Source organism: Pseudomonas khavaziana (assembly GCF_036704165.1).
Classification (GTDB): domain Bacteria; phylum Pseudomonadota; class Gammaproteobacteria; order Pseudomonadales; family Pseudomonadaceae; genus Aquipseudomonas; species Aquipseudomonas khavaziana.
Genome location: NZ_CP129946.1, coordinates 6038761 through 6053990 on the forward strand (window position 1 = coordinate 6038761; position 15230 = coordinate 6053990).

Sequence of the window (15230 nt, forward strand, 5' to 3'; positions counted from 1 at the left end):
TGCCGAATGCATCAACTGACACACCGCTATCGGGAGCAAGCCCCCTCCCACAGGGGATCACCGAACTCTTTAGGAATGCGCCAATGAGCTTTATCACTGAAATCAAAACCTTCGCAGCCCTGGGCAGCGGTGTAATCGGCAGCGGCTGGGTATCCCGCGCCCTGGCCCACGGCCTGGACGTAGTGGCCTGGGATCCGGCGCCCGGAGCCGAGGTTGCCTTGCGCAAACGCGTCGCCAACGCCTGGGGTGCCCTTGAGCTACAAGGATTGGCGCCTGGTGCATCCCAAGGCCGGCTGCGCTTTGTGAGCACCATCGAAGAATGCGTCAAAGACGCCGATTTCATCCAGGAAAGCGCCCCGGAACGCCTGGAGCTGAAACTGGATCTACATAGCCGGATCAGCGCGGCGGCCAAGCCCAATGCACTGATCGGTTCGAGCACGTCCGGGCTGTTGCCGAGTGAGTTTTACGAAGGTTCCACACACCCGGAGCGCTGCGTGGTCGGCCACCCGTTCAACCCGGTCTACCTGCTGCCACTGGTGGAAGTGGTCGGCGGCAAAAACACCGCCCCCGAAGCGATCCAGGCCGCGATCAAGGTGTATGAAGCCCTCGGCATGCGCCCGTTGCATGTGCGCAAGGAGGTGCCCGGGTTTATTGCTGACCGTCTGCTCGAAGCGCTGTGGCGCGAGGCGTTGCACCTGGTCAATGACGGCGTGGCGACCACCGGTGAAATCGATGACGCGATTCGCTTTGGTGCCGGCTTGCGCTGGTCGTTCATGGGCACCTTCCTCACCTACACCCTGGCGGGCGGTGATGCCGGCATGCGCCACTTCATGGCACAGTTCGGGCCGGCGTTGCAGTTGCCGTGGACTTATCTACCAGCGCCTGAACTGACAGAAAAACTGATTGATGATGTGGTCGATGGCACCAGCGAACAGTTGGGTAACCACAGCATCTCGGCGCTGGAGCGCTATCGTGATGACTGCCTGCTGGCGGTGCTGGAAGCCGTAAAGACAACCAAGGCCAAGCACGGCATGAGCTTCGCCGAATAACAGGACCCTAAAATGCCCGCATTGACCACCTATACCACCCAGGTCCTTCCAGCGTGGGTGGACTACAACGGCCACCTGCGCGACGCGTTCTACCTGCTGATCTTCAGCTACGCCACCGACGCGCTGATGGACACCCTGGGCCTGGACAGCGACAACCGTGAAGCCAGCGGTCATTCGTTGTTCACCTTGGAGCTGCACCTGAACTACCTGCACGAAGTGAAACTGGGCGCCGAGGTTGAAGTGCGTACCCAACTGATCGCCCACGACGCCAAGCGCCTGCACCTCTACCACAGCCTGTATAGGGTGGGCGAAGACCGCGAGCTGGCGGGCAACGAACAGATGTTGCTGCACGTTGACCTCGCCGGCCCACATGCGGCGCCGTTCACTGCGGCCACGCTGGAAAAACTCACGGCCATCAGCGCTGCACAGGCCGAGCTGCCAAAACCTGCCCTGCTCGGCCGCGTCATCGGTTTGCCGGTCAGGAACTGAGCAAAAAAAGCCCCGGTCCAGCCGTGACTGGATCGGGGCAGAGTGCCTTGTGTGAGCCGTGCATCCCGAGGGTGACCAAACCATCAAGCTGCGTGCCTGGGATTGAGTGTGCCGAATCCTTCTAAAGGTGAGTGACCCGAAAACGACCTGTTCATAGCCATCCGAGCCATTCGTTGATTCTGCCCTTGCCGACCGGCCGGGGGCCTACCAGAATCCAAGTCAGTTCCCGCTCCCTACACCAGGATGAACGTCATGATGCACGCGGATTTGATTGACCAGGATGACCTGCTGGGCCAACTGCGCTCACTGGGTTTTGAAGTATCCAGTGGTGCCAGCGCCGAGCAGGCATGTGAGTGTGCAGTGCGCGGTTTGAGCGAGGCGCGAGCCAAGGCGCTCAAGGGCATGGTTGAAAAGATGTACAGCGGCAGCGCGACGATATTGCCGGCGGTAAGGCAGGCGATCGACAAGCAGTTGTTGCCGGCTTTGATGCAGTTCAAACAGAATTCTGGTGCCTGATAGATCGCTATCGGGAGCAAGTCGAATCGTCGCACCGCCCCTCCCACATTTGGATTTGTGAACACAGTCAAATGTGGGAGGGGGCTTGCTCCCGATGCAGACGACTCGGTCTAGAGCCTTACACTCGCGAAGGTCGACTCATTCCTGGCCTGGCTCAACGCCGACATCGGCCCCGACAACGGTGACAGCACCAACGCCTGCGGAATCGGCATCATCGCCACTTGCTGGGTGGTGTTGGAACCGACGCGCTCATCGCGCGGCGGTATGCCAAAGTACTCGCGGTAGCACTTGGAGAAGTGCGGCGTGGAGACAAACCCGCACACCGACGCCACTTCGATGATCGACATCGGCGTTTGCTTGAGCAATTGCCGCGCGCGGATCAGGCGCAGCTTGAGGTAGTAGCGCGATGGCGAACAATGCAGGTATTTCTGGAACAGCCGCTCCAGCTGTCGACGCGACACGGCGACATATACCGCCAGTTCATCCAGGTCGATCGGCTCTTCCAGATTGGCTTCCATCAGCGCGACGATTTCCTGCAGCTTCGGCTGGTTGGTGCCGAGCATGTGCTTGAGTGGCACGCGTTGGTGATCCTGTTCGTTGCGGATGCGCTCGTACACAAACATCTCGGAGATCGCCGCCGACAATTCACGGCCGTGGTCGCGACTGATCAGGTGCAGCATCATGTCCAGCGGCGCGGTGCCACCGGAGCTGGTGAAGCGGTTGCGGTCGAGGGTGAACAGGCGTGTGCTCATGGATACCCGCGGGAAGGCTTCCTGCATCGACGCCAGGCATTCCCAGTGCACACTGCAATCAAAACCGTCGAGCAACCCCGCGCAAGCCAGGGCCCAGCTGCCGGTACACACCGCGCCGAGACGTCGGGACTGGCGCGCCTGGCTTTGCAGCCACGACACATGTTCACGGGTGACGGTGCGTTGGATACCCACGCCGCCGCACACGATGACAATGTCCAGGGCCGGCGCTTTATGCATGGAGGCATCGGGGGTGATCTGCAGGCCATCGCTGGCCCATACCTGGTTGCCGTCGACGCTCAGGGTCGTCCAGCGGTACAGCTCGCGGCCGGACAACTGGTTGGCCATGCGCAGCGGTTCCACTGCCGAAGCCAAGGAAATCAGCGTGAAATTGTCCAGCAGCAAAAAGCCAATGGATTGAGGCGCACGGTTCTGGGGTTGGGCCCCGGAGTTGAACGACGTCATCGCGGTATCTCCTCACACAAAGCGGGTGTTGGCCTCAGGCGAGGCTCTTGTTATGGCGGTCGTCCTCAGGAAGGCGACGCTTTGAATTGATAGAGCAAATGCCATGCCTAAATTGGATGGCTATTCAATAACTCCTGAAAACGACCTGTTGACGCGTCTATATAAGCCCGCGCCCGGGCAGCCCGACAGGTCGGATTACGAGTGATGTTCAAGGGGTGTGAGCAGATCGGTAGCACTTGTGGGAAGGCGCTTTGCGAGCGTAGGAGAAGTCTGTCACCCAAAGCACATTGCGCGGGTGATCGTGTAGGAATAGTTCGGAAGCTACTTATCTATTTGCGACGCGCTAAAAGGTGGCGTTTTTGGTTGGAATGTTCACTTTTTGAGCAGTGTTGACCAGACCACCGCTATCGGGAGCAAGCCCCCTCCCACACTTGACCGAGTTCCAACATGAGAATGTGGTCAAAAATGTGGGAGGGGGCTTGCTCCCGATGCAGGCGACTCGGTCTCAGCACTCAACAGCACTCACTGCCAACCCACCCCGCGAGGTCTCTTTGTACTTGTCATGCATATCCGCGCCGGTATCGCGCATGGTGCGGATCACCCGGTCCAGGGAAATAAAGTGCTGGCCGTCGCCACGCAGGGCCATTTGCGCCGCGTTGATCGCCTTGACCGCCGCAATCGCATTGCGCTCGATGCACGGTACCTGCACCAGCCCGCCCACCGGGTCGCAGGTCAGGCCGAGGTTGTGTTCCAGGCCGATTTCAGCGGCGTTGCACACCTGCTCAGGTGTGGCGCCGAGAATCTCGGCCAAGCCGGCCGCAGCCATGGCACAGGCGGAACCGACCTCGCCCTGACAGCCGACTTCAGCACCGGAGATCGAGGCGTTCTTCTTGCATAGAATGCCCACCGCCGCCGCGCCGAGCATATAGTCGACCACGTTGGCTTCGGTGACTTCCTCACTGAACTTCATGAAGTAGTGCAGCACCGCCGGAATGATCCCCGCCGCGCCATTAGTCGGTGCCGTGACCATGCGCCCGCCGGCAGCGTTCTCTTCGTTGACCGCAAGGGCGAACAGGTTCACCCATTCCATGGCGCTCAGGGTCGAGCCGATCACATTGGGTTTGCCCAGTTCCTGCAAGCTGCGGTGCAACTTGGCCGCGCGGCGGCGCACGTTCAAGCCGCCGGGCAGGATGCCTTCGTGCTTGAGGCCCTGCTCCACGCAATCCTGCATGGCGCGCCAGAGCTTCATCAGGCCACTGCGGATTTCCTCTTCGGAACGCCAGGTTTTTTCATTCGCCAGCATCAGCTCGGCGACGCGCAGGTTATGGGTCTTGCACAGCTGCAACAGCTCCACTGCGCTGGAGAAATCGTAGGGCAGTTCGGTGCGATCCATGTCCGCCACCCCGCTCTGGGCCTGGGCCTCATCCACCACAAACCCACCGCCGACCGAATAGTAGGTATCACGGTGCAGTTCGCCGTCATCGCCCCATACCACCAGGGTCATGGCATTGGGATGGAATGGCAGGTTTTCGTCGAGCAGGCGCATGTCCCGCGCCCATACAAAAGGCACCGGCAGGCGACCGTCGAGCAGCAGAGTGTCGGTTTCGCGCAAAGTGTGGATGCGCACGCCGATCTGCGATGGGTCGATTGCGTCGGGCCACTCGCCCATCAGGCCCATGATGGTGGCGGTGTCGCTGCCATGGCCGATGCCGGTGGCCGACAGCGAGCCGTAGAGCTGAACCTCGACACGCCGCACCTGTTCCAGCAAGTCACGTTCACGCAATGCCTGGACGAACAGCGCCGCGGCGCGCATGGGGCCGACGGTATGAGAACTCGATGGCCCGATGCCGATCTTGAACAGGTCGAAAACGCTGATAGCCATTAACGTATAACTCCTCGATAAGCACGGGCCGGGCTTGAACGAGGTGCTACGCTCAGATCGCCCAGATGGCGGCATCATCAAGCTTTTGTCGCCGCTCACGGCGTCTCACACCGACGCATCCATGCTCACCAGCGTCGCTCGCGTGTGATCGCCTGTTTTGGCCGTTTTTTGCGGTGCAGAGGGATGAAAACAGCAGTTTTACCTTCGGAAAAACCTGTAAGCGACGTCATCGGTACTGGATGCGACCCTCCCTGTACTGGATACGACGCCCCCTGTAGGCGTCAGATTTTCACTGGTACATGATCAGTTACGACTCGTTTGCAAGGCACCGTGCCAGAGCTGTTGTCGCACGCTCCAACCGCAACACTTATAAAGTGCGGCCTACGCCGCCAGAAAAAACACAGGAGAGCCCTATGAAAGCTTCACCCTCGTTGTTGTTGGCCGCCATGTTGAGTCTGCCAGCGCTGGCACACGCTGCAGAACCGGAACAGTGCAAGACCGTCAATTTCTCCGATGTCGGCTGGACCGACATCACCGTCACTACCGCGACCACCAGCGAAATCCTCAAGGGCCTGGGCTACAAGCCGCGCACCACGATGATTTCGGTACCGGTGACCTACAAGTCCCTGGCTGACGGCAAGAACATGGACATTTTCCTCGGCAACTGGATGCCGACCATGGAAAACGACATCAAGCAGTACCGTGATGCCGGCACCGTGGAAACCGTACGCGCCAACCTGGAGAACGCCAAGTACACCCTGGCGGTGCCCGAGGCGCTGTACGACAAAGGCCTGAAAGACTTCGCCGATATTGCCAAGTTCAAGGACGAGCTGGGCGGCAAGATCTATGGCATCGAGCCGGGTAACGACGGCAACCGCACAATCCAGACGCTGATCGACAAAGACGCCTTCGGTCTCAAGACCGCAGGGTTCAAAGTGGTCGAGTCCAGCGAAGCCGGCATGCTTTCCCAGGTCGAACGCGCCTCCAAGCGCAACCAGGCCATCGTGTTCCTCGGCTGGGAACCGCACCCGATGAACACGCGCTTCAAGATGAAGTACCTGACCGGAGGGGACGACTCGTTCGGCCCCAACTACGGCCAGGCCACCATCTACACCAATACGCGCAAGGGCTACACCCAGGAATGCAGCAACGTCGGCCAGTTGCTGAAAAACCTGGTGTTCACGCTGGACATGGAAAGCACCCTGATGGGTAACGTCCTGGACGACAAGATGAAGGCCGACGCCGCCGCCAAGGCCTGGCTGCAGAAGAACCCGCAAGTGCTCGACACCTGGCTCGCCGGTGTCACCACCGTTGATGGCAAACCAGGGCTCGACGCCGTTAAAGCTTACCTCGCCAAATAGCACCCGCTGACCCCGGGCCGGTGCGCTGGCCCGGGATGTTTTCCCTTCGCATGTGGACATTCACTACCATGCTGACTGAACAGAAAATCCCACTAGGCCAGTACATCGCTGCCTTCGTCGACTGGTTGACCCAAAACGGTGCCAACTACTTCGACGCAATCGCATCGACACTGGAAACGATGATCCACGGCGTGACGTTTGCGCTGACCTGGTTCAATCCACTGGCATTGATCGGTCTGATTGCGCTGCTGGCTCACTTTATCCAACGTAAATGGGGCCTGACGGTCTTTGTCATTGCCTCCTTCCTGCTGATCCTCAACCTGGGGTACTGGCAGGAAACCATGGAGACCCTGGCACAGGTGCTGTTCGCCACCCTGGTTTGCGTGGTCATCGGCGTGCCGCTGGGCATTGTTGCCGCGCACAAGCCGATGTTCTACACCATGATGCGGCCGGTACTCGACCTGATGCAGACCGTACCGACCTTCGTCTACCTCATCCCTACCCTGACCCTCTTCGGGCTGGGTGTGGTGCCTGGGCTGATTTCCACGGTGGTGTTCGCGATCGCCGCGCCGATCCGCCTGACCTACCTGGGTATCCGCGATGTGCCGCAAGAGCTGATGGACGCCGGCAAGGCCTTCGGCTGCTCGCGCCGCCAGTTACTCTCGCGCATTGAACTGCCCCACGCCATGCCGAGCATCGCCGCCGGTATTACCCAATGCATCATGCTGTCGTTGTCGATGGTGGTGATTGCCGCACTGGTGGGTGCCGACGGCCTCGGCAAGCCGGTGGTCAACGCACTCAACACGGCCGATATCGCCTTGGGCTTTGAGGCAGGCCTGGCCATCGTGCTGCTCGCCATCATGCTCGACCGTATCTGCAAACAACCCGACGCTAAAGTAGGGGGTGATGCATGAGCATTATCCGATTCGACAAAGTCGACGTGATCTTCTCCAAAGACCCACGCGAGGCGCTCAAGCTGCTGGACCAGGGCATGAGCCGTAACGAAATCCTGAAAAAGACCGGGCAGATCGTCGGCGTCGAAAACGCCAGCCTGGATATCGAGAAAGGCGAGATCTGTGTGCTGATGGGCCTGTCGGGCTCCGGCAAGTCGAGCCTGTTGCGCTGCATCAACGGCCTCAACACCGTGAGCCGTGGCCAACTGTTTGTGGAGCATGAAGGGCGCCAGATAGACATCGCCTCTTGCACCCCCGCCGAGCTGAAAATGATGCGCACCAAGCGCATCGCAATGGTCTTCCAGAAGTTTGCCCTGATGCCCTGGCTGACGGTACGCGAGAACATCAGCTTCGGCCTGGAAATGCAGGGTCGCCCGGAAAAAGAACGGCGCACCCTGGTGGATGAAAAGCTCGAACTGGTGGGTTTGAGCCAATGGCGCAACAAGAAGCCCGATGAGCTGTCCGGCGGCATGCAGCAGCGTGTCGGCCTGGCCCGCGCGTTGGCGATGGACGCCGATATCCTGCTGATGGACGAACCCTTCTCGGCCCTCGACCCACTGATTCGCCAGGGCCTGCAAGATGAACTACTGGAACTGCAACGCAAGCTGAGCAAGACCATTGTGTTCGTCAGCCACGATCTCGATGAGGCGCTCAAGCTCGGCAGCCGAATCGCGATCATGAAAGACGGCAAGATCATCCAGTACAGCGTGCCGGAAGAAATCGTGCTGAACCCCGCGGACGACTATGTGCGCACCTTCGTCGCCCACACCAATCCGCTGAACGTACTGTGCGGGCGCAGCCTGATGCGCACGCTGGATAACTGCACGCGGGTCAATGGTTCGGTGTGCCTGGATCCGGGCGGCGACTCATGGCTGGACCTGGCGGAAGGCAACACCATCCAGGGCGCACGCCAGAACGGCGTGGTGATGAATTTGCAGAACTGGGCACCGGGGCAAGCGGTGGAAGATTTGGGCCGGGTACCGACGCTGGTGGACTCCAATATCGGCATGCGCGATGCGTTGCAGATTCGCTACCAGACAGGCAACAAACTGGTGCTGCACGACAACAACAAGGTGGTGGGAATCCTGGGCGACAGTGAGCTTTACCATGCCCTGCTAGGCAAGAATCTGGGCTGACAGACACTCAAAAACCAACTGTAGCAACTGGGTCAATGTGGGAGGGGGCTTGCTCCCGATGCAGTGTGTCAGTCAGTACATCTGCTACTGAGACACCGCTATCGGGAGCAAGCCCCCTCCCACATTTAATCTCTATTTCAACACAGAGCAGGTGGTGTCAGTGAGGACACCACCAGGCTTCGACTATCAGCTATAGACACGGCCAAGGAGCTGCCGATGGCTTTCGAACTGATCGAGCACATCCCGGGTAATCTGCTCCTGGGTGAAGCCCATCAGGTCATATTCCTGCGGCCCGTTGTGCAGGTACACCTCGGCACGGTAGTAGCGGGTGCGTTCTTCTTCGGGCAAGTCGTTGGGCGCCGACGAGTAAGCATCCAGGCTCACTTCATAGACAAACGGGTTGCCCTCTTGCATCTCGATGCGTACGCCGATGCAGCGCTTGGATTTGCCCAACAGCGTCTGCACTTCCAACCCTTGATCACGCAGCGCAACCGCCGCTTCTTCCAGCGCTGGCGTTACGTGCTTGTCCATAAAACGTTGCACGGTGGCCTGGCTCGGTTGCAGGTCCAGGGCGGTCAGACGCTCGCTGAAACCACGACGCCCGCGCTCAGCCAATTGCGCCTGCTCCTGTTCGATGGCCACATCCTGGCGCATGGCCTTGTGCAAACCGAACATAAACAGGATCAGCACCACCGAAAACGGCAGCCCCGCCAGCACGACCATGGTTTGCATGGCTTCGAAGTTACCGGCAAACAGCAGGCCGATGGTCACCAGGGTGATCACCACCGACCAGAAGATTCGCAACCAGTGCGGCGCATCTTCATCCACATTGCCGCCTTTGCAGGACAGGTTGGCCATCATCACCGCGCCGGAGTCCGCCGGGGTCAGGAACAGCACGAAGCCCACGAAAATCGACACGCCGATGACGACTTTCGACGCTGGGTAATGCTCAAGCAGTTGGTAGATGGCCATGGAGGGCTGTTCCAGCGCCGTCTTGCCCAACTCCACGGCACCATGGTTCAACACCAGATCCAGGGCCGAGTTACCGAAGATCGACAACCACGCCAAGGTGAAGCCCAGCGGGATCAGCAACACGCCGGCCACCAGCTCACGCACGGTACGACCCCGGGAAATACGTGCGATGAACATGCCCACGAATGGCGCCCAGGAAATCCACCAGGCCCAGTAGAACAGGGTCCACAGGCCCATCCAGCGTTCGGTCTTGGCACCGTCGCCTTCATACACATAGAGGTCGAAGGTTTTCAGGATGATGCCGTTGAGGTAATCACCGGTGTTCTGCACCAGGCCGTTGAGCAGGTGCAGGGTCGGGCCGAACAGCAGCACGAAGATCAGCAAGCCGCTGAACAGCACGATATTCAGGTTGGACAGACGGCGAATGCCGTTTTCCACACCCGACACAGCGGCGATGGTCGCCACGGTGCTCATTACGATGATCACGATCAACAGGTTGGTGTTGCTGTGCTCCATGCCGAACAGGTTTTCCAGCCCCGACGACACCTGCATCGAGCCGATCCCCAGGTTGGTCACCAGGCCCAGCAGGGTCACGAACATGCCGAAACCGTCTACCGCGTGGCCCGCCGCGCCCTTGACCCAACGCTCGCCCATCAGTGGGTACAGCGCCGAACGCAAGGCCAGCGGCTGATTGTGACGGTAGGCAAAGTACGCAACAGCCAGGCCGACCAGCGCATAGATCGCCCAGCCGTGCAGGCCCCAGTGCAGGAAGGTCAGTTGCAGCGCCTGGCGGGCCGCACCATTACTGGCCGCAGCGCCCTCGGGCGGGTTGAAGTAATGGTCCAACGGCTCGGACGCACCGAAATACAACAGCGAAATACCGATGCCCGACGAGAACAACATGCCGGCCCAGGCGCCGTAACTGAAGTCCGGGGTGTCGTCTTTACTACCCAGTTTCAATTTTCCGTAGGACGAAAACGCCAGGCCGACCACAAACACCAGGTAGGCGGCGATGACCACCATGTAGTACCAGCCAAAGCTTTTGGAAAGCCAGGCCTGGGCGACGCCGAGCATGCGCCCGGCCTCCTGCGGGGCGATGATCAGGATGGCGGTCAACAACAGAATCAGCGCGGTGGAGGTGTAGAACACCCAACCGTTGACCCGGACCTTTTCCGGCGGGGTCTTTATAAGAGAGGCAGAACTCATGGCGCAGATGCTCCAGGCAGTGCGAGAGAGAAACACAAGGCAGCGGTTATCCCGGGACATCGATTTTTCGGCAGTCGACGGACGGGTGTTATAAAGACACCCCGAAATTCTTGAGCCCGCCGAAGCGGTGATCAGGCTCTGGTATGGCCTGTTTCAAGGGTTTTGCAGGTGTCAGCGGTTGCGGCCAGCAGGTAGGAAACATCTGTAGGTAGCGACCATTTGTCGCAGATCTTATTCTTTGTTGATTGAACGTTCAATCAAAACAAAATAGACTGGCCCTCAAGCCGACGGACGTTCTTCGCCCATCGGCAGGCCTAAGGAGAGGTGCTACATGCCCAAGGTCGGTATGCAACCCATACGCCGCCAGCAATTGATCGAAGCCACCTTGACGGCCATCGATCAGGTCGGGATGGGAGATGCCAGCATTGCGCTGATTGCGCGTCTGGCCGGCGTCTCGAACGGCATCATCAGTCACTACTTTCAGGACAAGAACGGCCTGATCGCAGCGACCATGCGCTACCTGATGAATGCGCTGATCGAGAACGTCCAGGAACGCAGGCGCGCCTTGAAGGATGACAGCCCACGGGCACACCTTCAGGTGATCATCGAAGGCAACTTCGACGCCAGCCAGGTCAACGGCCCGGCAATGAAAACCTGGCTGGCCTTCTGGGCCACCAGCATGCATCACCCGTCATTGCACAGGTTGCAGCGGATCAACGATCACCGCCTGTATTCCAACCTGTGTTGCCAGTTCCGCCGTGCGATGCCGTTGTCCGAGGCTCGCAGCGCAGCCCGCGGCCTGGCGGCGTTGATCGACGGTTTGTGGTTGCGCGGCGCCCTGTCGGGAGACGCTTTCGACACGGAGCAGGCGCAACGGATCGCTTACGAATACATGGATTTCCAATTGGCCAAGCAGGTGAGTTAGAGCACTTATAAACGCTCAACCCCTGAACGTCCGCCGCTCAGTGTTGCCACAACCCCATGGCCCACTGTTCGGCGGGTAACGCCAACCACTTATGCACTTGCGAGGACTTTATGGCCCGTTTCGACCTGCAAAAACTCTACATTGACGGCGGCTACAGCGACGCTGGCAGCGATGCCACCTTCGAAGCCATCAACCCGGCTAACGGTGAAGTTCTCGCCCAAGTGCAACGCGCCACGAAAGAAGACGTCGAGCGTGCCGTGGTCAGCGCTGAAAAAGGCCAGAAGGTCTGGGCTGCCATGACCGCCATGGAGCGTTCGCGCATCCTGCGTCGTGCTGTCGACATCCTGCGCGAGCGCAACGATGAACTGGCCGCCCTGGAAACCCTGGACACCGGTAAAGCCTTCTCCGAAACCAAGTACGTCGACATCGTCACCGGCGCCGACGTGCTGGAATACTACGCCGGCCTGGTGCCTGCCATCGAAGGCGAGCAGATCCCGCTGCGTGACACCTCGTTCGTCTACACCCGCCGCGAACCGCTGGGTGTGGTCGCCGGTATCGGCGCATGGAACTACCCGATCCAGATCGCCCTGTGGAAGTCCGCCCCGGCCCTGGCGGCCGGTAACGCGATGATCTTCAAGCCAAGCGAAGTCACTTCGCTGACCACCCTGAAACTGGCCGAGATCTACACCGAAGCCGGCGTTCCAGCGGGCGTGTTCAACGTCTTGACCGGCAGCGGTCGTGAAGTCGGCACCTGGCTGACCGAGCACCCGCGCATCGAGAAAGTCTCGTTCACCGGCGGCACCGACACCGGCAAGAAAGTCATGGCCAGCGCTTCGAGCTCATCGCTCAAGGAAGTGACCATGGAACTGGGCGGCAAGTCGCCGCTGATCGTGTTCGAAGATGCCGACCTGGATCGCGCCGCCGACATCGCGATGATGGCCAACTTCTACAGCTCCGGCCAGGTCTGCACCAACGGCACCCGTGTGTTCGTGCCCAAGCACCTGCAGGCCGCGTTTGAAGCCAAGATCCTTGAACGCGTTGCGCGCATCCGTGTGGGTGACCCGCAGGACGACAACACCAACTTCGGCCCGCTGGTCAGCTTCGCCCACATGGAAAGCGTGCTGGGCTATATCGCCAAAGGTAAGGAAGAAGGCGCCCGCCTGCTGTGCGGCGGCGACCGCTTGACTGACGGCGATTTCGCCAAGGGTGCCTTCGTGGCCCCGACCGTGTTCACCGATTGCACCGACGAGATGACCATCGTCCGTGAAGAAATCTTCGGCCCGGTGATGAGCATCCTCACCTATGAAACTGAAGAAGAAGTGATCCGCCGCGCCAACGACACCGACTTCGGACTGGCTGCTGGCCTGGTAACCAAAGACCTGAACCGCGCTCACCGCGTGATTCATCAGTTGGAAGCGGGTATCTGCTGGATCAACGCCTGGGGCGAGTCCGACGCCAAGATGCCGGTCGGTGGCTACAAGCAATCCGGTGTGGGCCGTGAGAACGGCATCAGCTCGCTGAACAACTTCACCCGCATCAAATCGGTACAGGTTGAGCTGGGCGATTACGCCTCGGTGTTCTAAGAGCCGAGCCTTGTATTGCCTGTAAGGCCGCCATCGGGCCAAGCCGCCTTCCACCTTTGACTGTGTGAACCCGATCAAATGTGGAAGGGGGCTTGCCCCCGATGAGGCCTGACCTGACTAGACTTCAAAGAGGGTGCATCCAATGTCCCAAGAATACGATTACATCATTGTGGGTGCCGGCTCCGCCGGTAACACCCTGGCGACCCGTCTGACCGAAGACGAAGGCGTCACCGTTTTGCTGCTCGAAGCCGGTGGCCCCGACTACCGCCTCGACTTCCGTACCCAGATGCCAGCCGCCCTGGCCTTCCCGCTGCAGGGCCGCCGCTACAACTGGGCCTATGAAACCGATCCAGAGCCACACATGGACGGTCGCCGGATGGAATGCGGCCGCGGCAAGGGCCTGGGTGGTTCGTCGCTGATCAACGGCATGTGCTACATCCGTGGCAACGCCATGGACTACGACAACTGGGCGAAACTGCCGGGCCTGGAAGACTGGACCTACCTCGACTGCCTGCCGTATTTCCGCAAGGCCGAGACCCGTGACATCGGCCCCAACGACTACCACGGTGGCGAAGGCCCGGTCAGCGTGACCACGCCGAAAGCGGGCAACAACCCGCTGTTCCACGCCATGGTCGAAGCCGGCGTACAAGCCGGCTACCCGCGTACCGAAGACTTGAACGGTTACCAGCAAGAAGGCTTCGGCCCGATGGACCGTACCGTCACGCCGAACGGCCGTCGCGCCAGCACCGCGCGCGGCTACCTGGACACGGCTAAAAAGCGTTCGACCCTGACCATCGTCACCCACGCCCTCACCGACAAAGTGTTGTTCGAAGGCAAGCGAGCCGTAGGCGTGCGCTACCTGATCGGCGCCGCCGAAGAGCGCGTCGAAGCCCGCGCGCGTAAAGAAGTGCTGGTGTGCAGCGGCGCAATCGCTTCGCCGCAACTGCTGCAACGCTCCGGCGTCGGCCCGGCCAAACTGCTCGAAAGCCTCGACATCCCGGTGGTCCACGACCTGCCAGGCGTCGGCGAAAACCTGCAGGACCACCTTGAGCTGTACCTGCAATATGCGTGCACCCAGCCGGTGTCGCTGTACCCATCATTGCTCTGGTACAACCAGCCTGCGATTGGTGCCGAATGGCTGTTCAACGGCACCGGCATCGGTGCCAGCAACCAGTTCGAAGCCGGGGGCTTTATCCGTTCGCGTCCGGAATTCGAATGGCCGAACATCCAGTACCACTTCCTCCCGGTGGCGATTAACTACAACGGCAGCAACGGTGTGAAAGAGCACGGTTTCCAGGCACACATGGGCTCCATGCGTTCGCCTAGCCGTGGCCGCGTGCAATTGAAGTCGAAGAACCCAAGGGACTACCCGAGCATCCTCTTCAACTACATGGCCACCGAGCAGGACTGGCAGGAATTCCGCGACGGCATCCGCCTGACCCGTGAAATCATGCAGCAGCCGGCGCTGGATCCCTACCGTGGCCGCGAAATCAGCCCGGGCATCGAAGTGCAAACCGATGAGCAACTGGACAAGTTCATCCGCGAGCACGCCGAAACCGCGTTCCACCCGTCCTGCTCGTGCAAGATGGGCACCGACGAGATGGCCGTGGTGGATGGCGAAGGCCGCGTGCATGGCATGCAGGGCCTGCGGGTGGTGGATGCGTCGATCATGCCGATCATCACCACTGGCAACTTGAACGCGCCGACGATCATGATCGCCGAGAAAATCGCCGACAAGATCCGTGGCCGCAAGCCACTGCCGCGCAGCAGCGCCGACTACTACGTGGCAGGCGATGCGCCGGTGCGTGGCAAGCCGTTGCGTGAAGTGGGGCCGACTGCGCAGTAACTGAAACACTGCGGTGCCTTCATCGGGAGCAAGTCGAATCGTCGCACCGCCCCTCCCACACTGACTGTGTTCACAAATCCAGATGTGTAAATACAGTC

General features: G+C 60.2%; 12 protein-coding genes. 9 read left to right on the plus strand and 3 right to left on the minus strand.

From position 1 onward, the window contains the following. Positions 1-83: 83 nt before the first annotated feature. The 3 genes from QYQ93_RS27015 (at position 84) to QYQ93_RS27025 (ending at position 2054) form a co-directional block, all read left to right on the plus strand. On the plus strand, positions 84-1049 hold the full coding sequence (locus QYQ93_RS27015) for an L-carnitine dehydrogenase (RefSeq protein WP_043046163.1): 966 nt from the start codon (positions 84-86) through the stop codon (positions 1047-1049). Between the two features lie 12 nt (positions 1050-1061). Further along, on the plus strand, positions 1062-1538 hold the full coding sequence (locus QYQ93_RS27020) for a thioesterase family protein (protein ID WP_043046165.1): 477 nt from the start codon (positions 1062-1064) through the stop codon (positions 1536-1538). A gap of 252 nt (positions 1539-1790) precedes the next feature. Continuing rightward, positions 1791-2054 (plus strand): hypothetical protein, encoded by a 264-nt coding sequence (locus QYQ93_RS27025; RefSeq protein WP_043046167.1) that lies wholly within the window; start codon positions 1791-1793, stop codon positions 2052-2054. Between the two features lie 110 nt (positions 2055-2164). On the opposite strand, the gene QYQ93_RS27030 is transcribed toward QYQ93_RS27025, so the two are convergent. Then, entirely contained in the window at positions 2165-3268 is a 1104-nt protein-coding gene (locus tag QYQ93_RS27030) for a GlxA family transcriptional regulator (protein ID WP_043046168.1), read from the minus strand. A 505-nt stretch (positions 3269-3773) separates the two neighbouring features. After that, entirely contained in the window at positions 3774-5150 is a 1377-nt protein-coding gene (locus QYQ93_RS27035; protein WP_043046169.1) for an L-serine ammonia-lyase, read from the minus strand. A 413-nt stretch (positions 5151-5563) separates the two neighbouring features. Between QYQ93_RS27035 and QYQ93_RS27040 the strand changes: the two genes are divergently transcribed. The 3 genes from QYQ93_RS27040 to choV all read left to right on the plus strand — a co-directional run bounded on the left by QYQ93_RS27040 (position 5564) and on the right by choV (position 8600). Beyond that, on the plus strand, positions 5564-6511 hold the full coding sequence (locus QYQ93_RS27040) for a choline ABC transporter substrate-binding protein (protein ID WP_043046171.1): 948 nt from the start codon (positions 5564-5566) through the stop codon (positions 6509-6511). A 68-nt stretch (positions 6512-6579) separates the two neighbouring features. Continuing rightward, the gene (gene choW, locus QYQ93_RS27045; protein WP_043046173.1) at positions 6580-7425 is read left to right on the plus strand and encodes a choline ABC transporter permease subunit; all 846 of its coding nucleotides are present in this window, start codon (positions 6580-6582) and stop codon (positions 7423-7425) included. After that, on the plus strand, positions 7422-8600 hold the full coding sequence (gene choV, locus QYQ93_RS27050) for a choline ABC transporter ATP-binding protein (protein WP_043046175.1): 1179 nt from the start codon (positions 7422-7424) through the stop codon (positions 8598-8600). The genes choW and choV overlap by 4 nt, the downstream gene beginning before the upstream one ends. Positions 8601-8786: 186 nt before the next feature. Here choV and QYQ93_RS27055 read toward each other — a convergent pair whose 3' ends face one another. Continuing rightward, on the minus strand, positions 8787-10721 hold the full coding sequence (locus tag QYQ93_RS27055; protein WP_338477295.1) for a BCCT family transporter: 1935 nt from the start codon (positions 10719-10721) through the stop codon (positions 8787-8789). Positions 10722-11109: 388 nt separating this feature from the next. On the opposite strand from QYQ93_RS27055, the gene betI reads away from it, so the two are divergent. The 3 genes from betI to betA all read left to right on the plus strand — a co-directional run bounded on the left by betI (position 11110) and on the right by betA (position 15132). Continuing rightward, entirely contained in the window at positions 11110-11703 is a 594-nt protein-coding gene (gene betI / locus QYQ93_RS27060) for a transcriptional regulator BetI (protein ID WP_043046178.1), read from the plus strand. A 110-nt stretch (positions 11704-11813) separates the two neighbouring features. After that, positions 11814-13286, plus strand: a complete 1473-nt coding sequence (gene betB, locus QYQ93_RS27065; RefSeq protein WP_043046181.1) for a betaine-aldehyde dehydrogenase — start codon at positions 11814-11816, stop codon at positions 13284-13286. 142 nt (positions 13287-13428) lie between these two features. Beyond that, the gene (betA, locus tag QYQ93_RS27070) at positions 13429-15132 is read left to right on the plus strand and encodes a choline dehydrogenase (protein ID WP_043046183.1); all 1704 of its coding nucleotides are present in this window, start codon (positions 13429-13431) and stop codon (positions 15130-15132) included. The last annotated feature ends 98 nt before the right edge of the window (positions 15133-15230 follow it).

What these genes read in the sequence shown, in the direction of transcription:
- QYQ93_RS27015 (WP_043046163.1), top strand. Translation starts at nt 84, where the DNA reads ATGAGCTTTATCACTGAAATCAAAACCTTCGCAGCCCTGGGCAGCGGT.
- QYQ93_RS27020 (WP_043046165.1), top strand. Translation starts at nt 1,062, where the DNA reads ATGCCCGCATTGACCACCTATACCACCCAGGTCCTTCCAGCGTGGGTG.
- QYQ93_RS27025 (WP_043046167.1), top strand. Translation starts at nt 1,791, where the DNA reads ATGATGCACGCGGATTTGATTGACCAGGATGACCTGCTGGGCCAACTG.
- QYQ93_RS27030 (WP_043046168.1), bottom strand. Translation starts at nt 3,268, where the DNA reads ATGACGTCGTTCAACTCCGGGGCCCAACCCCAGAACCGTGCGCCTCAA.
- QYQ93_RS27035 (WP_043046169.1), bottom strand. Translation starts at nt 5,150, where the DNA reads ATGGCTATCAGCGTTTTCGACCTGTTCAAGATCGGCATCGGGCCATCG.
- QYQ93_RS27040 (WP_043046171.1), top strand. Translation starts at nt 5,564, where the DNA reads ATGAAAGCTTCACCCTCGTTGTTGTTGGCCGCCATGTTGAGTCTGCCA.
- choW (WP_043046173.1), top strand. Translation starts at nt 6,580, where the DNA reads ATGCTGACTGAACAGAAAATCCCACTAGGCCAGTACATCGCTGCCTTC.
- choV (WP_043046175.1), top strand. Translation starts at nt 7,422, where the DNA reads ATGAGCATTATCCGATTCGACAAAGTCGACGTGATCTTCTCCAAAGAC.
- betI (WP_043046178.1), top strand. Translation starts at nt 11,110, where the DNA reads ATGCCCAAGGTCGGTATGCAACCCATACGCCGCCAGCAATTGATCGAA.
- betB (WP_043046181.1), top strand. Translation starts at nt 11,814, where the DNA reads ATGGCCCGTTTCGACCTGCAAAAACTCTACATTGACGGCGGCTACAGC.
- betA (WP_043046183.1), top strand. Translation starts at nt 13,429, where the DNA reads ATGTCCCAAGAATACGATTACATCATTGTGGGTGCCGGCTCCGCCGGT.